At 62.3% G+C, this 16,653-nt stretch carries 19 protein-coding genes; 7 read left to right on the top strand and 12 right to left on the bottom strand.

Annotation, left to right across the window (positions count from 1 at the left end; all coding sequences use genetic code 11):
- Nucleotides 1–8 precede the first annotated feature (8 nt).
- The 5 genes from JNB71_RS08295 to JNB71_RS08275 form a co-directional block, all read right to left on the bottom strand.
- Nucleotides 9–1,523, bottom strand: a complete 1,515-nt coding sequence (locus JNB71_RS08295) for a type II and III secretion system protein family protein (protein ID WP_220371370.1) — start codon at nucleotides 1,521–1,523, stop codon at nucleotides 9–11.
- A 20-nt stretch (nucleotides 1,524–1,543) separates the two neighbouring features.
- The gene (cpaB, locus tag JNB71_RS08290) at nucleotides 1,544–2,359 is read right to left on the bottom strand and encodes a Flp pilus assembly protein CpaB (RefSeq protein ID WP_220371369.1); all 816 of its coding nucleotides are present in this window, start codon (nucleotides 2,357–2,359) and stop codon (nucleotides 1,544–1,546) included.
- A 184-nt stretch (nucleotides 2,360–2,543) separates the two neighbouring features.
- The gene (locus tag JNB71_RS08285; RefSeq protein ID WP_220371368.1) at nucleotides 2,544–3,056 is read right to left on the bottom strand and encodes an A24 family peptidase; all 513 of its coding nucleotides are present in this window, start codon (nucleotides 3,054–3,056) and stop codon (nucleotides 2,544–2,546) included.
- Between the two features lie 184 nt (nucleotides 3,057–3,240).
- The gene (locus JNB71_RS08280) at nucleotides 3,241–3,423 is read right to left on the bottom strand and encodes a Flp family type IVb pilin (protein ID WP_220371367.1); all 183 of its coding nucleotides are present in this window, start codon (nucleotides 3,421–3,423) and stop codon (nucleotides 3,241–3,243) included.
- 146 nt (nucleotides 3,424–3,569) lie between these two features.
- Nucleotides 3,570–3,752, bottom strand: a complete 183-nt coding sequence (locus JNB71_RS08275; protein WP_220371366.1) for a Flp family type IVb pilin — start codon at nucleotides 3,750–3,752, stop codon at nucleotides 3,570–3,572.
- Between the two features lie 282 nt (nucleotides 3,753–4,034).
- Here JNB71_RS08275 and JNB71_RS08270 point away from each other — a divergent pair, with 282 nt between their 5' ends.
- The 7 genes from JNB71_RS08270 to JNB71_RS08240 all read left to right on the top strand — a co-directional run bounded on the left by JNB71_RS08270 (nucleotide 4,035) and on the right by JNB71_RS08240 (nucleotide 9,609).
- Nucleotides 4,035–4,460, top strand: coding sequence for a pilus assembly protein N-terminal domain-containing protein (locus JNB71_RS08270; protein ID WP_220371365.1), 426 nt, complete (start codon nucleotides 4,035–4,037; stop codon nucleotides 4,458–4,460).
- A gap of 193 nt (nucleotides 4,461–4,653) precedes the next feature.
- Nucleotides 4,654–5,286 (top strand): TadE/TadG family type IV pilus assembly protein, encoded by a 633-nt coding sequence (locus JNB71_RS08265; RefSeq protein WP_220371364.1) that lies wholly within the window; start codon nucleotides 4,654–4,656, stop codon nucleotides 5,284–5,286.
- 9 nt (nucleotides 5,287–5,295) lie between these two features.
- Nucleotides 5,296–5,892 (top strand): TadE/TadG family type IV pilus assembly protein, encoded by a 597-nt coding sequence (locus tag JNB71_RS08260; protein WP_431028429.1) that lies wholly within the window; start codon nucleotides 5,296–5,298, stop codon nucleotides 5,890–5,892.
- 142 nt (nucleotides 5,893–6,034) lie between these two features.
- Nucleotides 6,035–7,255 carry a phosphopentomutase gene (locus JNB71_RS08255; protein ID WP_220371363.1) on the top strand — a complete coding sequence of 407 codons (1,221 nt, stop codon included), beginning with the start codon at nucleotides 6,035–6,037 and terminating at the stop codon, nucleotides 7,253–7,255.
- On the top strand, nucleotides 7,252–8,220 hold the full coding sequence (locus tag JNB71_RS08250) for an adenosine deaminase (protein WP_220371362.1): 969 nt from the start codon (nucleotides 7,252–7,254) through the stop codon (nucleotides 8,218–8,220). Before JNB71_RS08255 ends, JNB71_RS08250 begins: the two co-directional genes overlap by 4 nt.
- Before the next feature lie 110 nt (nucleotides 8,221–8,330).
- Nucleotides 8,331–8,960, top strand: a complete 630-nt coding sequence (gene upp / locus JNB71_RS08245; RefSeq protein WP_220371361.1) for a uracil phosphoribosyltransferase — start codon at nucleotides 8,331–8,333, stop codon at nucleotides 8,958–8,960.
- A gap of 130 nt (nucleotides 8,961–9,090) precedes the next feature.
- On the top strand, nucleotides 9,091–9,609 hold the full coding sequence (locus JNB71_RS08240; RefSeq protein WP_220371360.1) for a TIGR02281 family clan AA aspartic protease: 519 nt from the start codon (nucleotides 9,091–9,093) through the stop codon (nucleotides 9,607–9,609).
- Here JNB71_RS08240 and deoA read toward each other — a convergent pair.
- The 7 genes from deoA to JNB71_RS08205 form a co-directional block, all read right to left on the bottom strand.
- A complete protein-coding gene (gene deoA / locus JNB71_RS08235; protein WP_220371359.1) occupies nucleotides 9,599–10,918 on the bottom strand; it encodes a thymidine phosphorylase in 1,320 nt (439 codons plus the stop codon). The two genes, JNB71_RS08240 and deoA, sit on opposite strands and share 11 nt — an antisense overlap.
- Nucleotides 10,915–11,685, bottom strand: coding sequence for a deoxyribose-phosphate aldolase (gene deoC / locus JNB71_RS08230; RefSeq protein ID WP_220372211.1), 771 nt, complete (start codon nucleotides 11,683–11,685; stop codon nucleotides 10,915–10,917). Before deoC ends, deoA begins: the two co-directional genes overlap by 4 nt.
- Before the next feature lie 120 nt (nucleotides 11,686–11,805).
- Nucleotides 11,806–12,603, bottom strand: a complete 798-nt coding sequence (locus tag JNB71_RS08225; protein ID WP_220371358.1) for a purine-nucleoside phosphorylase — start codon at nucleotides 12,601–12,603, stop codon at nucleotides 11,806–11,808.
- Nucleotides 12,600–12,992, bottom strand: a complete 393-nt coding sequence (locus JNB71_RS08220) for a cytidine deaminase (protein ID WP_220371357.1) — start codon at nucleotides 12,990–12,992, stop codon at nucleotides 12,600–12,602. The genes JNB71_RS08225 and JNB71_RS08220 overlap by 4 nt, the downstream gene beginning before the upstream one ends.
- Before the next feature lie 2 nt (nucleotides 12,993–12,994).
- Complete coding sequence (locus JNB71_RS08215; protein WP_220371356.1) at nucleotides 12,995–13,966, bottom strand: ABC transporter permease; 972 nt, start codon at nucleotides 13,964–13,966, stop codon at nucleotides 12,995–12,997.
- Nucleotides 13,967–13,969: 3 nt separating this feature from the next.
- Entirely contained in the window at nucleotides 13,970–15,100 is a 1,131-nt protein-coding gene (locus JNB71_RS08210) for an ABC transporter permease (protein WP_220371355.1), read from the bottom strand.
- Nucleotides 15,097–16,632: an ABC transporter ATP-binding protein gene (locus JNB71_RS08205; protein ID WP_220371354.1), complete on the bottom strand. Its 1,536-nt coding sequence runs from the start codon at nucleotides 16,630–16,632 to the stop codon at nucleotides 15,097–15,099. Before JNB71_RS08205 ends, JNB71_RS08210 begins: the two co-directional genes overlap by 4 nt.
- Nucleotides 16,633–16,653 lie beyond the last annotated feature (21 nt).

Genomic DNA, 16,653 nt, shown 5'->3' with positions numbered 1-16,653 from the left:
GCTCCCCGCTATTTGTAGATGAAGCCTACATTGCCGTGGTACTGCCCGACCGGGGCTGCCTGACGGTTGCCGTAGATGCGATTGACTTGGCCGAGGAATGCGCCGGACAGGTCATCGGCCGGATTGAAATTATCGTCAGGCCGCGATAGCTCGGCGCGCGCCACCGGCTGAACCAGATAGGGCGTCGCGATGATCACCAGTTCCGTCTCGTTGCGGATGAAGTCCTTCGAGCGGAACAGCGTCCCGAAAATCGGAATCTTGGCAACGCCCGGAAGACCGGACATGGCCTGGCGGATATTGTCCTGCACCAGACCGCCGATCACGATGGAGCCACCAGACGGAAGTTCGACGCTGGTCGACGCCTTGCGGCGGCGGATCGACATGTAGGTCTGACCAGGGATGTTGACTGCATTGGCGTTCACGACCGACCCTTCCCAGGTGGGTTCGGAGACCTCGGTGGCGATTTCCAGGCTGATGCGGCCGGGCCCGAGCACGACCGGCGTGAAATCCAGGCCGATGCCGTATTCCACCGTCTCGTTGGTTCGCGTTATACCGCCATCCTCATCAATCTCCTGCTCGGAGGGCAGCCGATATTCGCCGCCGACGGAGAAGCTCGCCTTCTTGCCGGAGATCGCGGTCAGGCTCGGCTCGGCGAGCGTGCGCATGACGCCCGCCTGCTCCATGGCATTGATATAGCTGGCAAAGCCCATCGTGCCGGAACCGATCGTGCCCGTGACCGAAGATGCAATGGCATTGACGGCGTTGCCGAGGTTGGCCGGGTTGCGGAACGTGATGCCATCGCCGCTCGTCGAACTGCGGATCGAGCCGCTGAAGCCGAGCTGCTTCAACACCTGGCGCGAGACTTCGGCCACGGTGACCTTCAGCATGACCTGGTCTTCGCCATCGATTCGCAGAAGATTGACGATCTGCGAAGCCTGACGGTCTTCGGCGAAAATGTCCGCGTCGCCGTTGGTGCCCTGGGCGGTGATGTTGCGCGTCGTCGCTTCACCACCCTTGATGAACGCCTTGGCGAGTTCTTCGACACGGGTCGAGTCCAACGGCGTGCGGACGGTGCCGGTCAGCACGATGTTGTCCGAAATGATTTCCACCTTGATATCGGAATCGGGCAGGAACCGCCGCAGATTGGCCTCGAGGTTGGAAATGTCGCGCTCGATCTCCAGATCGAGGCTGACGATCTCCTCCCCATGTGGGCCGAATACGAAGATGTTGGTCTGGCCGACCATTTTTCCGAACAGATAGATCCGCCGCGAGGTTCGCGTCACGGCGTCCGCCAGCGTCGGGTCGGCGACCAGAATGTCGTGTGCATCGGTCGGGAGATCGATGACGACGGCCTTGTTCAGCCCCAGCCTGATGGTTTTCTTGACGCCTGGCCCGCTTTCGGCGATGCGCACCAGCGACTGCGACGCAGCCTCAGCCGTCTGGGCAGGCATGCCGGAAAAGGCCAGGCAAAAGGCCAGTCCGCCGGCGATCGAGCTGCGAAGTTTCTTTCCGATCCGGCTCACGTTCCGCTCCCGCTCACACATTATTTCGCTTCGTTCATGGATGAGCTGTCATCGCTCTTGACGATGGAACCCGACTTGATGACCTGGATGGAGGGGCGGCCGTCGCCGCTCAGCAGATAGTCCGCCGCGATGGTATCCGGTTCCTGCGCGTCCGCGACGCTGCGCAGCGCCAGCGACAGACGCTCGGCCATCTGCTGGGCGACGGTCATGACCTTGGACTGGTCCGGCGTCAGCTCCAGCGTCGCGGTCGTACCGACGACGGACTTCGACCCATCGTCCTTTTCCTCGATCTGCTGGTCGATGGCGAGCACGCGAACGTTGCTGAGAACCGTTTCGGTGAGGAAGGAACCGGCTTCCGATTTGCGCACCATGATCACATCGACGCGGTCGTTGGGCAGAATGAAGCCGCCAGCGCCCGTTGCGACGGTAATCTCCGTGGCAACCGCGCGTTTTCCGGCCGGCAGCAGCGCGGACATGATGCGGCTCGATGAATCGGCAATCTTTTCCTGCCGCACGGGTTCGCCGTTGAAGATCGGCAGGCGCACGACGACGCCTTCAAGATCGGTAACGGCGTTCGGGCGAAGCTCTTCGGTGATCAGGCCATCGACAACGCCGTCCTTCGGCCAGGAGATCCAGTGAATGGCGTCCGGGCCGAGCCTCGAGCCGACAGGCAGGCTCTTGCTGGCAACGAGAACGTTGACGGTCGGTTCGCGCTCGATGACGGGCTCGGACGAGGTGACGACGGTCCTGCCGCTGGTCAGCTTGAGAGCCAGGAATCCAGCCAAGCCCGCCGATACGACGGCCACCGCCAGAATAATAACGCGCACCGGTTTCATGATCTGTCCCTGCAGCCGAGAATATGCCTGCTGCAGAATGATCAGGAATTAGTGTAATTATGGTTAACGCACTGCTTATATTCGTGGTTAATAAAGGGTTTGCGCCGCAAGCGGCCGGCAGGCGACTGCGCCGGCGCAACCATCACAGGCCGGGATGATACGAAGACGTTAACGCGTCGAACGCCTAATGCAGCCGGGCGAGCGCTGCCTGCATCAGCGGCGATGAGGGATAAGCGAGAAAACCGCCGAGACCGATGGCAATGCCGTAGGGGATCTTCTTGGCCGTGAACAAAAGCGGCGGAACCGGAAGACCCGAGGCGAGGATGGCGTTTTCCTGCTTGCGCATCATCAGGATCAAAAGCGTGAGCAGACCGCCGAAGATCGAAACATAGAGGGCGAAGGTCATCAGCGAACTGTTGAAGCCGAACCAGACGGCACTCGCAGTGAGCAGCTTGGCATCGCCGCCGCCCATGACATTCAGCGCAAACAGCGTGAAGCACACCGAAAAGACGATCAGGCTGGCGAGCAAATGCATGCCAATCATTGCTGCACTGAGGCCGGCCAGAGGTGCGACGAGCAGGAATGCGCCGAACAGGATGACCGATACACGGTTGGGGATCGTCATGGTGAAGAGGTCGGAGAAGGCGGCGATTGCGAGGCATAACGGCAGGATAACGAAAATGGCAGCTTCGATCATGTGCGTCTCCCACCGGTTATTTGCAGATACCGCCTGCTTTCGCTCCGCACCCCCAGTCAAGTGCTGTTGAACGAACCTACTCTCACTGATTTAACGAAATACCCAATCCGACGCATCGTCACCTTGCGCCCCAAAGAAAAAGCCGCCTAGGAGAGGCGGCTTTTAGGAAAATGAAGTTGATGGCTTAGAACTTGCCGTCGGCAGTCGTCATCTTGGTGCTCAGATCTTGGAACTGAGTATCCAGGGTGGTGCCGAGAGTCGTTGCACCGGTGATCAGTGCAACCGAGATGAGGGCGGCAATAAGGCCGTATTCGATCGCGGTCGCGCCAGACTCATCCTTGATGAAACGTGCGAAAAGCTTGGTCATGTTACTTCTCCTGATTCAAGCATCGGGTCATGCCTCCAGCAGCGAGCGCTGCAGATCGGACACGTGAATTGATACCGCGGATGATGGTCACGGGCGTCACCAACGTCCAGATGAGCCGCCATCACACGGCGCCGGCCTCTTGCTGCTTAGAACTTGCCGTCGGCCGCCGTCATCTTCGTGCTCAGATCCTTGAACTGGGTGTCCAGGGTCGTGCCGAGCGTCGTTGCACCGGTGATCAGGGCGACGGAGATGAGGGCGGCGATCAGGCCGTATTCGATCGCGGTCGCGCCGGACTCATCCTTCATGAAACGTGCGAAAAGCTTGGTCATGTTGTTTCTCCTACTTCACTTGTTGTTCAGCACCGCCGTCAACTGTTTCCCGTTGATCGGATGAAGCGAACCTACACAGCGTGAATTTCAATCAGCTTAAGGAAAAGCGTTACCAAGGGCTTAACGGCTCATGGCAGGTTTCTTGGTAAAGGCAACGTCAATCCGGACGGTCGCTTTTTACCGCTTGCCGATCCCTGCAAGGCTTGGCCGAACGCCTCGGATTTAACGCTTCATTCACCAAAACCGAGCATGCTAGAGCATCCGCATCATCAGGAAGCAGCCATGAACTTGCACAACACAGCCATCGGCACCCGGTTGGTGACAACGACCCTCGCAAGCCTGGCCCTGATAACCTCATTATGGGCGAGCCCTGCCGGCGCCGCCGAGGCGATGCTGAACGTCTATATGAACCACGCGCGGGTGCTGAAGCTCGACCGGCCGGTCAGCAAGGTCATTATCGGCAATTCGGAAGTGGCCGATGCGACCGTCGCCGACGCGAAGACCATCGTTCTGACCGGCCGCTCTTTCGGCACCACCAATCTCGTTATCCTCGACATCGACGGCAACGCCATAGTCGACGAGCGCATCCTGGTGTCGATCGACGAGGGAAATACCGTGCGCGTCTTCAAGCAGACGATCCGCTCCGTTCTATCCTGCACGCCCAATTGCGAAGAGCATGCCACGCATAAGTTGACCATAGCGAATTGACGAAACCGTGCCTGCGTGGGAAATCGCCGACCGAGGACATGCGAGCTGTGACCAAGGTTGAATAGTGCGGTCCTCGCCAAATCGTTAGCATCTGGTGAGTCTTTCCATTCAAATTTCGTCATTGCTTGAATACGAAATATCAACGGTCGTTTCCTAATGTACGCCAACGCATAGCGCTTGACGGAACGACGAGATGTTGAACAACACGGATCATCCCACGGCAGCCGCTCTTTCGGCGCCGAAGTGCGGCGGTTTGCTGCGCCGCTTCCTCAAGGAAAAATCCGGCACGTCGTCGATCGAGTTCGCGCTGCTCGCCCTGCCCTTCCTCGTCGTCGTCTTCGCATCGATCGAGACATTCGTCGCGTTCACAGGGGAGCAGCTCCTCAATAATGCCACCGAGACGATGGCCCGCAAGGTGCGCACCGGCGAGATCACCTTTGGCATCAACGCGGCAACGGACATGTCGCAGGAGCAGTTCCGACAAGCCTTCTGCGACGAGATCTCGATCATGATGACCTGCTCGGAGACCGAGGTCAAAAACCCTTCCAAGCTGTTCATCGATGTTCGCAGCTTCGCCGATTTCTCGCAGATTCCCGCGGCGATCCCCCGCGTCGGCGGCGGCGAAGATTCGGATCTCGATACCAGCGGCTTCAAATTCGCACCCGGCGGACCGACGACGATCAATATCGTGCGCGCCTACTACCGCTGGGAAGTGATCACCGATCTGGTGCGCCCCTATGTCACCAATCTGCGGCCGGCGGGCACCAGCATGCCCAATGACTACCTCATGGTGTCGACGGCAGCCTTCCGCAACGAGGCCTACTGAGGAGCCGCCATGAAAGCCGCGATCCGTTATCACAGGGCCCGCCTCTTGATGAAGGCAGAGGCGCTCAAGCACTTCTGGCGAGACCGCAAGGGCACGGGCGCAATCGAATTTGCGATTATCGCCCCCCTCCTGATCATGGCCTATATCGGCTCGTTCGAAATTTCGCTCGGCTTCAGCATCGCCCGCAAGGTTTCCCGCGCCTCCAGCACCGTCGCCGACATCCTCACCCAGCAGACCACCGTCGATACCAAGACGCTCGACGGCATGAAGGATGTCGCCAAAAGCGTCATGTCGCCCTTCGAGATGACCGACTACTCGCTGAAAATGACCGGCATCAAGGTAACCGGCACCGGCACCGGCACCGTGGTCTGGTCGCGCGACGAGAATGGCGGCACGCCCTATCAGGCCGGCTCTTCCGTGACGCTGCCGAGCGACATTTCATCGGTGAATGCCTTCATCGTCCGCTCGGAGCTCGTGGTTCCCCACGAATTGCTGCTGTTTGCGCCCGGGCTTGCGGCCAATGAGCTGAAGACGATCGATCTTTCCAAGACCTATTATTTCCGTCAGCGCGTCGGCGACGAAATCACGTGCACCGATTGTACCTGATTTGCAATTCGGCCGGTCGCGGGGTATTTCTCGCGCTTTCGTCGCCGATGCGTTGACTGCACCGGGCGGCGACAACAACTGTCCTGCCGCAAGCTGCCTCACGCAATCTGACGAGGACTTGCGGCAGCTTCGCGGGTGATCCATGGCGCGTGCCTTTCTGTTCGTTCTTGATTCCTTCGGCATCGGCGGGGCGCCCGACGCCGGCGATTTCGGCGATGACGGAGCCGATACGCTTGGCCATATCGCCGAATTCTGTGCCGCCGGCGCCGGCGACAGGGCCGGCCTGCGCGAGGGTCCGCTTTCGCTTCCCAATATGGCGGCGCTCGGTCTGCTGCATGCGGCAAAGTTCGCCAATGGTCGCTTGCCGGCGGGCATGGAACTGCCCGAGCGGGTTTTTGGCGTCTATGGCGCTGCCAGCGAAATCTCCCGCGGCAAGGACACGCCCTCGGGCCACTGGGAAATAGCCGGCACGCCGGTGACCTTCGACTGGGGCTATTTTCCCACCGAAGGCGATGCATTTCCGCCCGAACTGGTGGACGCCATCTGCCGCGAAGGCGACGTCCCGGGCATCCTCGGCAATTGCCACGCCTCCGGCACCGATATCATCGCCCGCCATGGCGAGGAACATATGCTGACCGGCAAGCCGATCTGCTACACCTCGTCCGATTCCGTTTTCCAGATCGCCGCGCACGAGCACTCGTTCGGCCTCGAGAGACTGCTTGACTTCTGCGAGACGGTGCGACGGCTGCTCGACAACTACAATATCGGCCGCGTCATTGCCCGGCCCTTCGTCGGCACCACGCCGAAGGATTTCGTCCGTACCGGCAATCGCCGCGACTATTCGGTCCTGCCGCCGGAGCCGACGCTGCTCGACCGGCTGACGGGCGCAGGCCGCACGGTTCACGCCGTCGGCAAGATCGCCGACATTTTCGCGCATCAGGGCATCGGGCGGCTGATCAAGGCCAATGGCAACACGGCACTGTTCGACGCGACGCTACGGGCCATGGACGAGGCCGAGGACGGCGATCTCGTGTTCACCAATTTCGTCGATTTCGACATGCTCTACGGCCATCGCCGCGACGTGCCGGGTTATGCCGCGGCGCTCGAGGCCTTCGACCAGCGGCTGCCTGACCTCGACCGCACGCTGAAACCGGGCGACATCGTCATCCTGACCGCCGACCATGGCTGCGATCCGACCTGGCGCGGTACCGACCACACGCGCGAACGCGTACCCGTCCTCGTTTTCGGCCCAGGTGTGCGGACACGCTCCATCGGCGTGTTGCCGAGTTTTGCCGATATCGGCGAAACCGTCGCCAAACATCTGGGCCTCGAACCGGGCCTCCATGGGAGAAGTTTTCTGTGACTGCACATCTCAAGAAGGCTGAGTTGCACTGCCATATCGAGGGTGCGGCGCCGCCGGCGCTGGCTCTCCTCCAGGCGCGAAAATACAATGTCGATGTCAGCAGCATCATCGAGGACGGTGCCTATGTCTGGGCGGATTTCAGCCATTTCCTGAAATGCTACGACGCCGTTGCCGAACTCTTCCGAACCGAGGAAGACTACGCGCTGCTGGCGGAGGCCTATCTGACGGAGCTGGCGCAGGCAGGTACCATCTACAGCGAGATCATCGTCTCGCCCGATCACGGCAACACGATCGGCATCGGCAGCGACGCCTATCTTCGCGGGCTGGCGGCCGGCATCGAGGCGGCCAGGGCAAAGACCGGCATCGAAGGCCGGATGATCATCACGCTCATCCGCCACATGGGACCGGAAGCCGCGGAACGCACGGCGCTCTATGCGGCAAAACGTGAACATGCGCTTGTAACGGGCCTCAACCTCGCCGGCGAGGAGCGCGTGCACAACGTTGCGGACTTTGCCCGCGCCTTCGACATCGCCCGCGATGCGGGCCTCGGCCTCACCATCCACGCCGGTGAAATGGCCGGTGCCTTCAGCGTCCGCGATGCGCTCGACCACGTCCGCCCGACCCGCATCAGCCATGGCGTGCGCGCCATCGAGGATGCCGATCTCGTCAAGCGGATCGCCGACGAAGGCGTGGTACTGGAGACCTGCCCCGGCTCCAACGTCTCGCTGCAGGTGTTCCCCGATTTCGCCTCACATCCGCTGCGCGCTCTTCATCAGGCCGGATGCCGGGTAACGCTCAATTCCGACGATCCGCCGTTCTTCCACACCTCGCTCAAGCAGGAATACGAGATCGCCTCTCAGGTGATGGGTTTTTCCGACGACGAGATCAATGGCATGACCCGCACCGCAATCGAGGCTGCCTTCGTCGACGAGGCGACCAGACGGCGTCTGCTGGCGGCATTGTAAGCCTTTCGGGCTGGGGATGATGCGGCAAAGCGCCGGTCGCCCCTTGCAGGGGTTCGCCCTTCTGTGAAAAAAGGAACTTGAATTTCTGGTTTCCGAAGGAGGGCTTGGCCATGAACGGCGTTACAGTCATCAATCATCCGCTCGTTCAGCACAAGCTGACCATCATGCGCAAGAAGGAGACCTCGACGGCAGGTTTCCGCCGCCTCCTGCGCGAAATCTCCACCCTTCTCTGCTACGAGGTCACCCGCGACCTCGAACTGACGCTGGAAACCATCGAGACGCCGATGCAGGTCATCCAGGCGCCGGTTCTCGAAGGCAAGAAGCTGGTGTTCGCCTCGATCCTGCGCGCCGGCAACGGCCTGCTCGAAGGCATGCTGGAACTCGTCCCCTCGGCCCGCGTCTCGCATGTCGGCGTCTATCGCGACCATGAAACGCTGGAAGCCGTGGAGTATTACTTCAAGGCGCCGGAAAGCCTGTCGGAGCGCCTCGTCATCGTCGTCGACCCGATGCTCGCGACCGGCAATTCCTCGATAGCCGCGATCGACAAGCTGAAGGAACGCGGCGCCACCAAGCTGCGCTTCCTCTGCCTGCTCGCAGCACCTGAGGGCATCCGCAATTTCCAGTCCGCCCATCCGGACGTGCCGATCTACACCGCCGCCATCGACAGCCACCTCAACGAGCACGGCTATATCGTGCCGGGTCTCGGCGACGCCGGCGACCGGATGTACGGGACGAAGTGATTTCGGGTTTCTTAACCAGATTTTCACAATCAACGGGAAGCCGCCGAAAATTCCGGCGGCTTTTTGCATTCCGTTAGCGCGCATGTGGTTTAGCTGAAACCTCGGTTTCGTCGTTCGGGGTGTGACACGGATGCTCGTGCGTTTCTCCATCTTTGCCGGAGGCATGGTCGCCGCAGCCATGCTGCTGCCGTGGCTTGCAACCACGTATCTCGACCGCCCGAAAACGGAAAGCGCCGAGGCCAGGCCGCAGCAGGTGAGCACGGCAAAATATGCCGGCGGCAAGGGCGTACTGCTCGAGCCGAGCGCCGGCGGACACTTCTTCGGTTCGTTCACCATCAATGGCCGCAAGCAGGATGGCCTCGTCGATACAGGCGCCAGCGTGATCGCCATCAACATTTCGACGGCGCGGCGACTTGGCGTGTCGACGGGATCGCTATCCTTCAATGCGCCGGTGAGCACGGCAAACGGAACGGTCAAGGCAGCGCGTGTCAGCCTGGACCGGGTCGAGATCGGCACCATCTCGGTCCGGGATGTCGAGGCCATGGTGCTTCCCGACAAATCCCTGTCGGGCATGCTCGTCGGCATGAGCTTCCTCAACAAGCTCTCGTCCTATCGCGTCGAAAACGGCGCGCTTTACCTTACCCGCTGATTTTCGAGACGACGACGGGCCGCCCTGCGGGCTCCTCCTCGCTGATCGCATAGATCTCCAGAAGCCGTGAACGCGATTTCTGCGCAGCGTCTTCACTCGCGGCATGGACGAAGGCGAAGGGTTCGCCCTTGGCGACCTTCGTGCCGAGCGGTTTCAGCCCGCTGAAGCCGACGCGGTGATCGATCGGCTCGTCCGGGCGCGTGCGCCCGCCACCAAGCGCGATGACCTCCATGCCGACATCGCGAGCATTGCAGCTGTGAAGAAAGCCTTCGAACGGCGCCTCGACGGGCAAGACGACCGGCGCCACCGGCAGATAGGCATGCGCCCGCTCGACAAAGTCGGTGGGGGCCCCGAGCAGATGGACCATGCGGGCGAACCGTTCCAGCGCCGCGCCGCTCTTGAGGGCGCGGCGAGCAAGATCGGTGCCTTCGGCCGGGCTTACGGTGAAACCCGAGGTCGACAGCATTTCAGCGGCAAGGGACATGACCACCGCTTCAAGTCGTGTACCGGCCTTCTCGCCACGCAGGAAGGCGAGGCAATTTTCAATTTCGACGGCGTTTCCGGCGGCGTCCGCCAGCGGTTCGTTCATGTCGGTGATCAGGGCGGTGGTCTTCACGCCCGCCCCATTGGCGACGCCGACCAGCGAGCGGGCCAGCGTCTCGGCCTCCTCCAGCCCGACCATGAAGGCGCCATTGCCGATCTTGACATCGAGCACCAGCGACTGCAGCCCTGCCGCCAGCTTCTTCGACAGGATCGAGGCGGTGATCAGCGGCACGGAATCGACGGTCGCCGTCACGTCGCGGATGGCGTAAAGCCGCCGGTCGGCGGGGGCAAGGTCGGCAGTCTGGCCAATGATGGCGCAGCCGGCGTCCTTCACCACCTGCCGGAGCAGCGCCGCGGACGGCTTGATGTCGTAGCCCGGAATCGATTCCAGCTTGTCGAGCGTGCCGCCGGTATGACCAAGACCGCGGCCGGAGATCATCGGCACGGCGAGGCCGCAGGCCGCCACGATCGGCGCCAGCATCAGCGAGACATTGTCGCCGACACCGCCCGTGGAGTGCTTGTCGGCAACGGGCTTGTCGATGGCCGCCCAAGACAGGACCTCGCCGCTGTCGCGCATGGCGAGCGTCAGCGACACGGTCTCACCGAGGCTCATGCCGGAGAACCAGACGGCCATGGCGAAAGCCGCCACCTGCCCTTCGGAAATCGAGCCATCGGCAAGACCACGGACGAAGGCCGTGATATCCGCCTTGTCCAGCGCCTCTCCGTCTCGCTTGCGGCGGATGACCTCCTGCGGGATCATCGTCAATACGCCGTTGCGCCGGCGACAGGCTCGCGGTCCTCGAGCACCGAGAGGATGTCGAGCAGACCCGATGCACCGAAGCGGAATGTCGAGGGCATCGGCCAGTCCGGGCTGTGGATCGTTGCGGCAAGATTGAGATACATGCGGGCATCACCGATCGTGCGCACGCCGCCAGCCGCCTTGAAGCCGACTTTTCGGCCGCTTTCGCGGATGCAGGTGAGCATGATGTCGGCTGCCTCCAGCGTCGCGTTGACGGCGACCTTGCCGGTCGAGGTCTTGAGGAAGTCGGCCCCCTCCTGGATGGCTATGTGCGAAGCACTGCGGATCAGGTCCCGGTCCCGCAGCTCGCCGGTCTCAAGGATCGCCTTGATGAGCACTGGTGCCGGGCAAACCCGGCGAACGGCCGAGATCATCCCGCGCACGGCCTGTTCATCGCCGGCCATCAAGGCGCGATACGGAATGACCAGGTCGATCTCGTCTGCACCGTCGCCGATGGCTCGGCTGGTCTCCTCAACGACAGTGTCGACCGCCAGCTCGCCGGACGGGAAATTGGCGACCGTCGCGATCTTCACCGCGTTGTTGGGCCCGAGAATGGCGCGCGCTTGGGCGACGAAACGCGGCCAGATGCAGATGGCGGCCGTGTGACCGTGGCGGATGCGGGCGCAAGCGCAGAGCCTCTCGATCGCTTCCGGCGTGCAATCGTCCGTCAGATCGGTGAGATCCATCAAAGACAACGCAAGCGCAGCTATCTGGCGATTGGTGGCTTCGAGCATCATGGGGTCCGTCCATTTTATGCCGCGATTGGTTCGTGGCCCAGCCAGGGATCGCGAATGCTTGTTCTATACGCTCAAGGTCGGCACGCAAAGCCTTTCCATGCCGCAAGCTGGCCGACGTCAGGCCTTGGCCGAGATCATTTCCGTCAGGATGGCGGCAAGACGGCGCCCGCCGATCGGCGCCATGTCCTTGGTTTCGTGATGGCTGAGTTCACCGCCCGTCATGCCCGCCCCGAAATTTGTGATCACCGAGGCCGCCGCCACCCTCAACCCGAAGAACCGCGCCAGAATGACCTCCGGCACCGTCGACATGCCAACCGCATCGGCGCCGAGAATGCGCGCCATGCGGATTTCGGCCGGTGTTTCGAAATTCGGGCCGGAGAACCACATGTAGACGCCCGAGCCGAGCGGAATATCGAGCTTGACTGCCGCAGTGCGCATGCGCTCTGCCAGTTCGGCATCATAGGCGCTGGTCAGGCCGACGAAGCGGTCGTCACTCTCCACGCCGATCAGCGGGCTGGCGCCTGAAAAGTTGATGTGGTCGGTGATCTGCATTACCGAGCCCGGTGGCAGGTCCTCGCGCAGGGAACCGGCCGAGTTGGTAAGGATGAGTGTCTCGACGCCGAGCGCCTTCAGCGCCTCGATCGGGCCACGCATGGCGTTGGCATCGCCACGCTCGTAGAAATGCACGCGGCCCGAAAGCACGATGACGGCAGCGCCGCCGATCGTGCCGGCGACCAGTTCGCCCGCATGGCCGGAGACGGCGCTGACCGGGAAGCCCGGAACATCGGCATAGGGAATCCGCACCGGATCGACCACGGCCTCGACGAGCGAGCCGAGGCCCGAACCGAGCACGATGCCGTAGCGTGGCGAAAGCCCGGAAAGCCGGGTCCTGAGCATGTCGGCCGCGGCGCTCATCCGAGGATCTCGGTCTCGAAGGAATGCGGTAAGAGGTCGGACATCGACAGTGTCTTCCTCACGCCGGTCTCGTCGCACAGAAAGATGCGGGTCGAGGCGCCGGAGAACTCGGCGAGCCGCTGGCGGCAGCCGCCGCAGGGCGGGCAGAGCGCCAGTTTCTCGGCAATGACGGCAACCTCGAGGATCTTGCGCTGGCCAGCCATGACCATATGGCTGATCGCCGTCGTTTCGGCGCACCAGCCCTCCGGAAAGGACAGGTTCTCGATGTTGGCGCCGCTATAGATCTTGCCGTCCTCGGCGCGGATGGCGGCCCCTACCGGAAATTTGGAATAGGGGGCATGGGCCTTCGCCATGGCCTCGCGCGCCGCTTCGAACAGCTCGTTTTCCATGATCAGCGTTCCTTTACATAGGGTACGCCGCCGGCCTTCGGCGGGATCGCCTTGCCGATAAAGCCGGCGAGCAGGATGACGGTCAGGATATAGGGGAGCGCCTGCATCAGCTGCACGGGTACCTGGCCGATGAAGGGCAGCGGATTGCCCTGCAGCCGGATCGCCAGTGCATCGAGGAAGCCGAACAGCAGGCAGGCCATCATGATGTTGACCGGCCGCCACTTGGCGAAGATCAGGGCGGCGAGCGCGATATAGCCCTTACCCGCCGTCATGCCCTTGACGAAACCGGCGCTCATGGCAAGCGACAGATAGGCGCCGGCGAAGCCGCAGAGGATGCCGCAGCAGATGACCGCGCGATAACGCAGCCAGATCACCGAAATGCCCGCGGTATCTACCGCGCCCGGATTTTCACCGACGGCACGCAGTCGCAGGCCGAAGCGGGTTCGGTAGAGCACCCACCAGCTGAAGGGCACGAGCAGGAAGGCAACATAGGTGAGGATGAAATGTCCGGAGATCAGGTTGGAATAGATCGGCCCGAAGATCGGCACGTCCTTCACCGCATCGGCGAAGGGGAACGTTACCGTCTGGAAGCGGGCGTCGGCGTCCAGTGCCGGCGTGCGGCCGCCCTGCCTGAACCAGGCTTCCCCGAGAATGACGGTCGAGCCGGCGACGATGAAGTTGATGGCGACGCCCGAGACGATCTGGCTGCCGCGCTGGGTGATCGAGGCATAGCCATGCACCAGCGAGAGCAGCACCGAGATCAGGATCGCCGCCATGAGCCCCGTCAGCACGGAGCCGGTGACGGCCGCCACCGCGCCGGCGGCAAAGGCTGCGCCCAGCATCTTGCCTTCCAGTCCGATGTCGAACACTCCTGCCCGCTCGGTGAACAGGCCGGCAAGTGCGGCGAAAATCAGCGGGACGGAGACGCGGATGGTGGATTCGAGGATCGCGACGATCGTGTCGAAAAATTCCATGGATTACGCTCCCCTCTGTGCGGCGACCGGGAAGCGCCGACCGAACGTCGCAAAACCGCGCCCGATCGCCGGGCGGAACATGTTTTCGAGTGCGCCGGCAAACAGGATGACGAGGCCCTGGATGATGACGATCATGTCGCGCGAGATGGAGGGCATTTCGAAGGCAATTTCAGCGCCGCCCTGGTAGAGCATGCCGAACAGGATCGCCGCCGGAATGATGCCTGCGGGATGCGATCGGCCCATCAGCGCGACCGCGATGCCGACGAAGCCGGCGCCCTGGACGAAGTCCAGCTGCATGCGGAACTGCTCGCCCATGATCGGGTTCAAAGCCATCAGACCGGCGAGGCCGCCGGAAATCATCATGACGATGACGGTGATGCGGGCCTCCTTCATCCCGGCGTATCGGGCGGCCGAGGGGCTGAAGCCCATGGTGCGCATCTCGTAGCCGAGCTTGGTGCGCCAGATCAGCACCCAGACGCCAAACGCGGCGAGAAGGGCAAGCAGGAAGGAGACGTTGAACGGCGCGTTGCCGACATCGAGCCCGAAGACCGATAGCAGCCAGTCGAGCTTGGGCAACTGGCCGCCCGCCTCGAAAGTCCGGGTCTGTGGCGCCATGGAGCCGAGCGGCTTGAGAACGCGGGTCAACAGATAGACCATCAAGCTCGAGGCAATGAAGTTGAACATGATTGTGGTGATGACCACATGGCTGCCGCGCTTGGCCTGCAGCCAGCCGGGCAGGAACGCCCAGAGCGCGCCGAAGGCGGCCGAACCGACGATCGCCAGCGGGAAAACGACGAACCAGGGCATGGTCTTGTCGAGCCAGAGACAGGCGAGCGCCACGCCGATGCCGCCGATATAGGCCTGACCTTCGCTGCCGATATTGAACAGACCGGCGTGGAAGGCCACGGCGACCGACAGGCCGGTGAAGATGAAGGTCGTCGCGTAGTAGAGCGTGAAGCCGATATATTCGCCGCGGCCGAAGGCACCGTTGATCATGTGATAGGCGGCCTTCAGCGGGTTTTCGCCGACCAGAAGCACGACGAGACCCGCCACCAGGAAGGCGACGACGAGGTTGACCAGCGGGATCAGGCCGTATTCGGCCCAGGCCGGCAGCTTTGCATATGGATTGCTCATTCGGCGGCCTCCTTGCGGCCTTCGACACCGGCCATCAAGAGGCCCAGTTCCCCTTCGGTCGCATCCGGCTCCCGCTCGCCGACGACGCGGCCGGCGAACATGACGATGATGCGGTCGGACAGGGCGCGGATCTCATCGAGCTCGACGGAAACGAGCAGGACAGCCTTGCCCTGGTCGCGCATCTCGATGATCCGCTTGTGGATGAATTCGATGGCTCCGACATCGACGCCGCGCGTCGGCTGGCCGATGATCAGCACGTCCGGCCCACGCTCCATTTCCCGCGCCAGCACGATCTTCTGCTGGTTGCCGCCGGAGAAATTCGCCGTCTTCAGCCGCGGATTGGGCGGCCTGATGTCGTATTTCCTGATCTTTTCCTCGGCGTCGGCCTGGATCGCCTTGGTGTCGAGGAAGACGCCGTTCAGGTAGCGCTTGTCATTGTGGTAGCCGAGAATGCCGTTCTCGGCCTCATCGAACTTCAAGACGAGGCCGACATGGTGGCGGTCTTCCGGCACATGGGCGAGACCGCGGCTGCGCAGGTCGCCAGGATCGGCATGGCCGGTCACGTCGATCGGCCTGCCGTTGAGGAGCACCGTGCCGCTGACCGCCTTGCGAATGCCCGAAATCGCCTCGAGCAATTCCGACTGGCCGTTGCCCGCCACGCCGGCGATGCCGACGATTTCGCCGGCGCGCAATGTGAAGGAGACGTTGTCGACCATGGTAACGCCGCGGCTGTCGCGAACCGTCAGGTTTTCGACGGCCAGCTTGACCGCACCCGGATTGGCCTCGCCCTTGTCGACGCGCAGCAGCACCCGGCGGCCGACCATCAGCTCGGCCAGTTCCTCGACCGACGTGTCCTTCGTCTTGCGGGTCGCCACCATCTCGCCGCGGCGCATGACGGAGACCTCGTCGGTGATCGCCATGATCTCGCGCAGTTTGTGGGTGATGAAGATGATCGTCTTTCCCTGATCCTTCAGCTGGCCGAGAATACGGAACAGGTGATCGGCCTCCGGCGGGGTCAAAACGCCGGTCGGTTCGTCGAGAATGAGAATATCGGCCTTCCGGTAGAGCGCTTTCAGGATTTCGACGCGCTGCTGCAGGCCGACCGGCAATTCCTCGATCAGCGCGTCGGGATTGACCTCCAGCGCATATTCCTTTTCCAGCCGCTTCAACTCGACGCGCGCCTTGGAAATGCTGGTGTTGAGGATCTGGCTGTCTTCGGCACCGAGCATGACGTTTTCGAGCACGGTAAAGTTCTCGACCAGCATGAAATGCTGGTGGACCATGCCGATGCCGCTTAAGATCGCCGCGTTCGGATCCTTGATCGTGACCTTGTTGCCACCGACCAGAATGTCGCCGCTGTCGGCCTGGTAGAAGCCGTAGAGGATCGACATCAGCGTCGACTTTCCGGCGCCGTTTTCGCCGATGATGCCGTGGATGGTGCCCTTGCGGACGGTCAGGTTGATGTTCTTGTTGGCGTGGACAAGGCCGAAGCTCTTGTCGATGCCACGCAACTCAATGGCCATATCGCTCATATTGACCCACGTTCCCCAAGT

Origin of the sequence: Rhizobium herbae, from assembly GCF_019511375.1 — a bacterium.
GTDB lineage: Bacteria > Pseudomonadota > Alphaproteobacteria > Rhizobiales > Rhizobiaceae > Pararhizobium > Pararhizobium herbae_A.
The sequence above is the reverse complement of the archived record's forward strand: the minus strand, read 5'-3'. Positions and strand labels throughout refer to the sequence as shown.

Excerpts from the sequence above, each read along its gene's own strand:
- cpaB (WP_220371369.1), bottom strand. The coding sequence starts at position 2,359 with ATGAAACCGGTGCGCGTTATTATTCTGGCGGTGGCCGTCGTATCGGCG.
- JNB71_RS08285 (WP_220371368.1), bottom strand. The coding sequence starts at position 3,056 with ATGATCGAAGCTGCCATTTTCGTTATCCTGCCGTTATGCCTCGCAATC.
- JNB71_RS08280 (WP_220371367.1), bottom strand. The coding sequence starts at position 3,423 with ATGACCAAGCTTTTCGCACGTTTCATCAAGGATGAGTCTGGCGCGACC.
- JNB71_RS08275 (WP_220371366.1), bottom strand. The coding sequence starts at position 3,752 with ATGACCAAGCTTTTCGCACGTTTCATGAAGGATGAGTCCGGCGCGACC.
- JNB71_RS08270 (WP_220371365.1), top strand. The coding sequence starts at position 4,035 with ATGAACTTGCACAACACAGCCATCGGCACCCGGTTGGTGACAACGACC.
- JNB71_RS08265 (WP_220371364.1), top strand. The coding sequence starts at position 4,654 with ATGTTGAACAACACGGATCATCCCACGGCAGCCGCTCTTTCGGCGCCG.
- JNB71_RS08260 (WP_431028429.1), top strand. The coding sequence starts at position 5,296 with ATGAAAGCCGCGATCCGTTATCACAGGGCCCGCCTCTTGATGAAGGCA.
- JNB71_RS08255 (WP_220371363.1), top strand. The coding sequence starts at position 6,035 with ATGGCGCGTGCCTTTCTGTTCGTTCTTGATTCCTTCGGCATCGGCGGG.
- upp (WP_220371361.1), top strand. The coding sequence starts at position 8,331 with ATGAACGGCGTTACAGTCATCAATCATCCGCTCGTTCAGCACAAGCTG.
- JNB71_RS08240 (WP_220371360.1), top strand. The coding sequence starts at position 9,091 with ATGCTCGTGCGTTTCTCCATCTTTGCCGGAGGCATGGTCGCCGCAGCC.
- deoC (WP_220372211.1), bottom strand. The coding sequence starts at position 11,685 with ATGCTCGAAGCCACCAATCGCCAGATAGCTGCGCTTGCGTTGTCTTTG.
- JNB71_RS08225 (WP_220371358.1), bottom strand. The coding sequence starts at position 12,603 with ATGAGCGCCGCGGCCGACATGCTCAGGACCCGGCTTTCCGGGCTTTCG.
- JNB71_RS08220 (WP_220371357.1), bottom strand. The coding sequence starts at position 12,992 with ATGGAAAACGAGCTGTTCGAAGCGGCGCGCGAGGCCATGGCGAAGGCC.
- JNB71_RS08215 (WP_220371356.1), bottom strand. The coding sequence starts at position 13,966 with ATGGAATTTTTCGACACGATCGTCGCGATCCTCGAATCCACCATCCGC.
- JNB71_RS08210 (WP_220371355.1), bottom strand. The coding sequence starts at position 15,100 with ATGAGCAATCCATATGCAAAGCTGCCGGCCTGGGCCGAATACGGCCTG.
- JNB71_RS08205 (WP_220371354.1), bottom strand. The coding sequence starts at position 16,632 with ATGAGCGATATGGCCATTGAGTTGCGTGGCATCGACAAGAGCTTCGGC.